This window comes from uncultured Amaricoccus sp., from assembly GCF_937858865.1.
In the GTDB taxonomy this organism is placed as follows: domain Bacteria; phylum Pseudomonadota; class Alphaproteobacteria; order Rhodobacterales; family Rhodobacteraceae; genus Amaricoccus.
Genome location: NZ_CALLYO010000069.1, coordinates 1 through 6451, shown reverse-complemented (window position 1 = coordinate 6451; position 6451 = coordinate 1). Strand labels below are relative to the sequence as shown.

The following is a 6451-nucleotide window of genomic DNA, read 5'->3' as shown; positions in this document are numbered from 1 at the left end:
CGGCAATCGCTTCGGCCAAGGCTCAGACCCCCTCGACGTCGGTGAAGGTCTCGAGCTCGGGATGCCCGTCGTAGAGCACCTTCCGCTCCCCGGCGCTGCGGTGCACCGAGCGGAACTGCTCCGAGGTCGTCCAGGCCTGGAAGGCCGCCTCGTCGCGCCAGATGGTGTGCGAGGCGTAGAGCGTGTGGCCGTCGCTGCTCGGGCCGCGCAGCAGGTGGAACTCGACGAAGCCCGGCATCTCGCCGAGCCGGCCGTCGCGCGCGCGCCAGGCCTCCTCGAAGGCGGCCTCGGACCCGGGCAGCACCCGGAAGCGGTTCATGGCGAGAAACATGCGGGAAATCTCCTCTTGGCTTGTTCTCAGGGGGTGTTTCGCATCAGCGGATCGAGAAGCGCACCGGCGCGGTGATCTCGTGCGGCGCGCCGGGCGGCGGGGCGGGGACCGGCGAGGCGCCGCGCACCAGCGCCAGCACCGCCTGGTCGAGCTCGGCGAAGCCCGAGGAGCGCACCAGCCCGGCCGAGAGCACGTTGCCGCCGCCGTCGATGGCGAAGCGCACCAGCACCGTGCCCTCCTCGCGCCGCTTGCGGGCGCCGGCCGGGTACTTCTTGCGCCGCTCGAGATGGGCCATCAGCCGCGCCTCCCACCTGGCCGGCGACAGCGAGGCGCTCGCCCCCGCCGCCTTGGCCGGCGCGGCGGCGACCTTCGCCGTCGGCGCCGTGGTCCGGGCGCGGGTCTGCGCCCGCGAGGCCTTCTCCGGCTCCGGCGCCCTGCGCTCGACCTTCTCGACCGGCTTCGCCGGCGCGGCCGCGGCGAGCGCGATGTCGCGCGGCCGCGCCGCGGGGCGCGTCACCGGCACCGGCAGCTCGGGCGGCGGCTCGGCCGCGGGCAGCGCATCCGGAACCTCGGCGCGCAGCGGCTCGACCGGCACCGCGGGCGGCGCCGGCGGCGGCGCGAGCGGGGCGATCTCGGGCATGCTCTCTTCGATCTCCGGCGCGTCCAGGTTGTCGGTGGCGAGGGACTCGACCGGCGCCTGCGGGGCGACCGCCGCCGGCTCGAGGTCGATCATCACCGCCGGCGCCGGCGCCGGGTCGACGGCGAAGGGCGGCGGCTGGCGCAGCGCCCAGGCGACCGCCCCGGCGTGCGCGGCGAGCGCGAAAGCCGCCGCCCCGGTCCAGAGCGCCGCCCGCTGCCCGGCCGCCCGGTCCCCGGGCGCGATCGGGAAGGCCGCGGCGCTCATGGCGCGGCGCCGGCCGGCGCATCGGCCGCCTCGAGCCCGACGAGCGCCACCTTGAGATAGCCGGCGGCGCGCAGCAGGTTCATCACCGCCATCAGGTCGCCATAGGCGACCCTCTCGTCGGCACGCAGGAAGATGCGCGTCTCCTGGTCCCCCGCCGTCGCCGCGCCGAGCGCGGGCCCGAGCGCCTCGCGCGCCACCGCGCTCTCGCCGAGCACCAGCGAGAGGTCGTCCCTGACCGTCAGGTAGATCGGATCGGCCGGCCGCGGCTGCGGGGTCGCCGTCGAGCCCGGCAGGTCGACCGGCACGTCGACCGTGGCGAGCGGGGCCGCGATCATGAAGATGATCAGCAGCACCAGCATCACGTCGATGAAGGGCGTCACGTTGATCTCGTGCACCTCGGCGAGGTCGTCGTCGGCGCCGCGCGGCTGCAGGCTCCCGGCCATGGCGCTACTCCGCCGCCCGGGCCAGCGGCGCGGGCGCCAGCCGGTCGTGGTCGAGGTCGCGGCTCACCAGCCGCTCGACGCCGGCCGCGGCATCGGCGAGCCGCGCGCGGTAGCCGGCGATCCAGCGGGCGAAGACGTTGTAGATCACCACCGCCGGGATGGCGGCGACGAGGCCGAGAGCGGTGGCGAGCAGCGCCTCGGCGATGCCGGGGGCGACCACGGCGAGGTTGGTCGTCTGCGTCTCGGAGATGCCGATGAAGCTGTTCATGATCCCCCAGACCGTGCCGAAGAGCCCGACGAAGGGCGCCGTCGACCCGATGGTGGCGAGGATGCCGGTGCCCATCGAGAGCCGCCGCCCGGCGCCGGCCTCGATGCGCGACAGGTGCGAGGCGACCCGCGGCAGCAGGCCCTGGCGGGCGTCGGGCGCGGTGACGCTCGCCTCGTGCCGCGCGACGCGCACCATCGCCGCCGCCGGGCCGCCCTGCCCGGCGAGCGCCCGGTCGGCGGCCGCGAGGTCGCGCGCGCCGAGGATCACCCGCAGGCCGCGGTTCAGCCGGCTGCCGGCGGCGAGGAGCTCGAGGCTCTTGGCGAGGCAGACCGTCCAGGTCGCCAGCGAGGCGAGGGCGAGGCCGATCATCACGCCCTTCACGACGACGTCGGCCGCCATGTACATGCCCCAGGGCGAAAGGTCGCGCGGCAGCGCCCCCGTCCCGGGCGCGTCGAGCGCGCCGTCCGGCGCGAGCAGCACCGCCGACCCGCCCGCGCGCTCGTCAGCGGCCGGCGCGCGCGCGCCCGGCGCCGTGGCGGGAGCCTCAGCCGCCTGCGCCGGAGCCGATTCGGCTGCGGGCATCGCCGGCAGGGCCTCGGGCACCGCCGGCGCATCCTGCGCCGCGGTAGCGCCGGCCGCCACCGTGAAGACCAGTGCGACCGCGACCGCGGCCCTCGCTACCCGCCCCATGCTTCCCTCCGGCCGCGTCCCGCGCAGCCCCGGCGCCGTCCCGGCTTCTTTCCGATCAGCTGGCGGAGCGCCGATTGCGCATGGCTTGCAGGCCCGCGTCGCCGCGGTCCATATCCGGGCAAATTAGTCGGGATATCCGGCGATGCCAAGAGCCGGAGCGCAGGGAACGCGCCGGGAGCGCGCGCCCCGCGTCACCTGCCCGCCAGCGCCGCGAGCGCCGGCCCGAGCTGCCCGCCGCTCGCCGCGAGGAGGCGCCGGGCGGCCTCGGCGCCCTCCGCCCCGGCGGCGATCAGCACCGCCGGCTTGACCCGCCCGCCGGCGGCGGCGAGCGCCGCTTCCGCCGCCGCCGCGTCGCAGCCCGCCACCGCCGCCACGATCCCGGCCGCCCGGCGGCGGAGCTTGGCGTTGTCGGCGGTGAGATTGACCATATAGCCGTCATGCACATGCCCGAGCCGGATCCCGACGAGGGTCGAGACGAGGTTGAGCGCGATCTTCTGCGCCGTCCCGGCGCCGAGCCGGGTCGAGCCGGCGACGAGCTCCGGCCCGGTGTCGAGCAGCACCGCGACGTCCGCGGCGGCGAGGAGCGCGCTCCCCGCGACGTTCGCCACGCCGACCACCCGCGCCCCGGCGGCGCGGCCCGCCGCCGCCGCCGCGAGGGTGTAGGGAGTCGTCCCGCTCGCCGAGACGCAGATCAGGACGTCGCCGGGCCCGAGGCCGGCGCGCGCGACGTCGGCGGCGCCGTCCGCCGCCACGTCCTCGACGTCGCCCCGCATGACGGCGAGCGCCGCCGCCCCGCCGGCGAAGAGCACCGGCGTCCGCTCCGGCGCGATGCCGAAGGTGCCGAGCAGCTCGAGCGCGTCCGAGAGCGCCATCAGCCCGGCGCTGCCCGCCCCGGCATAGGCGAGCCGCTTCCCCGCGGCCAGCGCCCGGGCCGCCGCTTCGGCCGCCGCCTCGATCTCCGGCAGCGCCGCCGCCACCTGTTCGGCGGCGTGCCGGTGCCCGTCGAGCAGGCGCGCGAGGATCTCCGGCGCCGGCAGCGACTGGATGCCGATGGCGCCCGGGTGCCGGGCTTCGGTGGCGGGAAGGGGCAAGGCCGACTCTCCTCTCGGGCGCGGAGGATCGCCCCGGCATGGCGGCTTGTCCACGCCCTCAGGACAGCCGGCGCACGACGACCTTGCCGCCGGGCGGCACGTCGATCTCGAAATGGCCTGCCTGCACCACGTCCCGGACCGCCGTCGGCAGGAAGCAGACCCAGTTCTCGTGCCCGGGGCGGCGCACGCTCTCGTAGCGGATCCCGATGCGGCCGACCTCCGCCCCATGCTCCCGCACGTGCCGGCCGAATGGCTGGGAGACCGGATAGGTCGAATCGTCGGGGTCGTGGAACTCGGGATGCAGGCCGAAGATGTCGACGAAGCGGCCGTCGAGCCGCGCCTGGTATTGGCGGTAGGTCTCGACCATCCGGCCGATGGCGCTGAGCGACATCTCCTTGCGCAGGCCGTTCGCCACCTCGAGCAGGGCGGTGCGGAGCTCGCTCGCGGCATACCAGGCGCCGAGCTCGGGCCCCGAGAAGCGCTGGCCGCGCGGCGCGCCGTGCAGGAAGGCCGCCATGACCACGCTGGCGTTCGGCCGGCCGTAGACCCAGTCCGCGCGCGGGATCTGCCGGAGCCGCGTGCTCGCCAGCCGGTCGTTGGTCCATCCCTCGAGCTCGAAGACCGCTTCGAGATCCTCGGCCGTGCTCACCCGCTCGAAGGCCGGGACCGGGGGAAAGCGCGACGGGACGAGGCGGCTCGTCTCCTCCGGCGCGCGGACGGCGCGGTATGCGCGGAGATCGAAGCTCACAGGATCACGAGATCCCCCTCGCCGACCGGCGCGAAGCTGCCCTCGGCCGCGCCGTGCCCCATGCTGCCGCCGCGCCAGCCGTCGAGATAGCGGCGGACGGTCATGATGCCGTCCTGACCGCCCTCGACGACGAAGCTCATCGGCGAGGCGCCGGCGAAGACCGTCCCGCGGTGCGCCCCCTTCAGCCAGCGCGCCGCCTGCGCCGGCTCGTGGAAGAGGATCGCGAGCGCCTTGTAGATGCCGAGGACGCCCGAGATCCGCATCAGCGTGTCGAGGGGCAGGGCGAGCGGCGCCCGCTCCTCCGCCTTGCGCATCCACTGGTGATAGGTCGAGCGGGCCGGCATGCCGAGCACCGCGATCCTCTCCTTCTCCGACAGCCCCCATTCGTCGGCGATCGCGCGGAAGGTCCGCACCGCCGGACCGCTCAGCCGGGCGCAGTCGTCGCGCGAGATGCTGCGGAACCCGGGGGCCGAGCCAGGAGACGGCGCGCTGTCGAGGATCTTCATCTCCGCTCCTTGTCCAGATATGGACATAGCATCCGGAAGCGGACATTTCAACCGCTTCCCTTCCCCCGGCGCTTCGCTATCCTCCCGCCATGGAGCTCTTTCTCGGCATGGACGGGGGCGGGAGCGGCTGCCGCGCGGCGGTGGCCGACCGGCAGGGCCGCATCCTCGGCCGCGGCGAGGGGGGCGCCGCCAACATCTGGAGCCACCCCGAGGGGGCGCTCGCCAGCATCCTCGCCACCGCCGGCGCCGCCGCCGCCGCGGCCGGCGTCGACCCGGCCCGGCTCGACGCCGTCCTCGGCCTCGCCGGCGCCAACATGGCCGACGCCCGCGCGCGCCTCGCCGGGCGGCTCCCCTTCGCCAGCGTCCGCATCGAGACCGACGCCGTCGTCGCGCTCAAGGGCGCGCTCGGGGCGGCCGACGGCATCGCCGCGACCCTCGGCACCGGCTCGGTCTTCGGCCTGCAGCGGGGCGGCGCCGTGCGCATCCTCGGCGGCTGGGGGTTCCTCCTCGGCGACCAGGGCGGCGGGGCGCGCCTCGGCCGCGCGCTGCTCGAGGCGGCGCTCCTCGCCCACGACGGCCTCGCCGAGACGACGCCGCTCCTCGCCGCCGTCCTCGCCGCCCACGGCGGCCCGGAGGGGATCGTCGCCTTCGGCCGGCGCGCCGCCCCCGCCGACTTCGCAGCCGAGGTCCCCCGCCTCCTCGCCGCCGAGGCCGCCGGCGACCCGGCCGCCCGCGCCATCCTGCGCGAGGCCGAGGCCGCCGTCGCCGCCTCGATCGACCGCCTCGGCGCGGCGCCGCTCCCCGTCTGCTTCCTCGGCGGCCTCGGGCCGGAGTTCGCCCGCCGCCTCGCCCCGCGCTACCCCGGCCGCATCCGCCCGCCGCTCGGCAGCGGCCTCGACGGCGCCCTCGCCATGGCGCGGGGGACGGCATGAGCGCCACCCGGATGCAGGCCGAGGTCGCCGAGATCCCGGCCGCCGCCCGGCGCTTCCTCGCCACCGCCAGCGACCCCCTCGCCGCCGCCGCCGCGGCGCTGCGGGCCGCCGACCCGCGCCTCCTGGTGACGGTGGCGCGCGGCTCCTCCGACCATGCCGCCACCTACCTCAAGTACGCGGTCGAGATCGTCGCCGGCATCCCGGTCGCCTCGGTCGGCCCCTCGATCGCCTCGATCTACGGCCGCCGCCTCCGCCTCGAGGGCGCCGCCTGCCTCGCCATCTCCCAGTCCGGCCGCAGCCCCGACATCGTCGAGATGACGCAAGGCGCCCGCGCCGGCGGCGCCCTCACCCTCGCCCTCACCAACGCCGCCGCCTCGCCGCTCGCCGCCGCCGCCGACCACGCGCTCCCCCTCGCCGCCGGCCCGGAGCGGAGCGTCGCGGCGACCAAGTCCTTCGTCGCCTCGGTCCTCGCCGGCCTCGCCCTCCTCGCCGAATGGCGCGAGGAGGCGGAGCTCGCCGCCGCCGTCGCCGCGCTCCC

The 6451-nt window shown here is 76.7% G+C and carries 9 protein-coding genes; 2 read left to right on the top strand and 7 right to left on the bottom strand.

The genetic code is table 11. The annotated features are described in order from the left end of the window. Positions 1 to 22 precede the first annotated feature (22 nt). The 7 genes from Q0112_RS01820 to Q0112_RS01790 all read right to left on the bottom strand — a co-directional run bounded on the left by Q0112_RS01820 (position 23) and on the right by Q0112_RS01790 (position 4981). Positions 23 to 331, bottom strand: coding sequence for an antibiotic biosynthesis monooxygenase (locus Q0112_RS01820; protein ID WP_297970604.1), 309 nt, complete (start codon positions 329 to 331; stop codon positions 23 to 25). 43 nt (positions 332 to 374) lie between these two features. Further along, a complete protein-coding gene (locus Q0112_RS01815) occupies positions 375 to 1235 on the bottom strand; it encodes an energy transducer TonB (RefSeq protein ID WP_297970602.1) in 861 nt (286 codons plus the stop codon). Then, positions 1232 to 1678: a TonB system transport protein ExbD gene (gene exbD / locus Q0112_RS01810; protein WP_297970600.1), complete on the bottom strand. Its 447-nt coding sequence runs from the start codon at positions 1676 to 1678 to the stop codon at positions 1232 to 1234. Before exbD ends, Q0112_RS01815 begins: the two co-directional genes overlap by 4 nt. A 4-nt stretch (positions 1679 to 1682) precedes the next feature. Next, entirely contained in the window at positions 1683 to 2636 is a 954-nt protein-coding gene (gene exbB / locus Q0112_RS01805) for a tonB-system energizer ExbB (protein WP_297970598.1), read from the bottom strand. Positions 2637 to 2827: 191 nt separating this feature from the next. Then, positions 2828 to 3727: an N-acetylmuramic acid 6-phosphate etherase gene (locus Q0112_RS01800; RefSeq protein ID WP_297970596.1), complete on the bottom strand. Its 900-nt coding sequence runs from the start codon at positions 3725 to 3727 to the stop codon at positions 2828 to 2830. 58 nt (positions 3728 to 3785) lie between these two features. Beyond that, a complete protein-coding gene (locus tag Q0112_RS01795) occupies positions 3786 to 4475 on the bottom strand; it encodes an RES family NAD+ phosphorylase (protein WP_297970594.1) in 690 nt (229 codons plus the stop codon). Continuing rightward, the gene (locus tag Q0112_RS01790) at positions 4472 to 4981 is read right to left on the bottom strand and encodes an MbcA/ParS/Xre antitoxin family protein (RefSeq protein WP_297970592.1); all 510 of its coding nucleotides are present in this window, start codon (positions 4979 to 4981) and stop codon (positions 4472 to 4474) included. Before Q0112_RS01790 ends, Q0112_RS01795 begins: the two co-directional genes overlap by 4 nt. Before the next feature lie 89 nt (positions 4982 to 5070). Here Q0112_RS01790 and Q0112_RS01785 point away from each other — a divergent pair, with 89 nt between their 5' ends. Continuing rightward, positions 5071 to 5913, top strand: coding sequence for a BadF/BadG/BcrA/BcrD ATPase family protein (locus Q0112_RS01785; RefSeq protein WP_297970590.1), 843 nt, complete (start codon positions 5071 to 5073; stop codon positions 5911 to 5913). After that, a partial coding sequence (locus Q0112_RS01780) for an SIS domain-containing protein (protein ID WP_297970588.1) occupies positions 5910 to 6451 on the top strand: 542 nt, incomplete at its 3' end. The genes Q0112_RS01785 and Q0112_RS01780, both read left to right, overlap by 4 nt.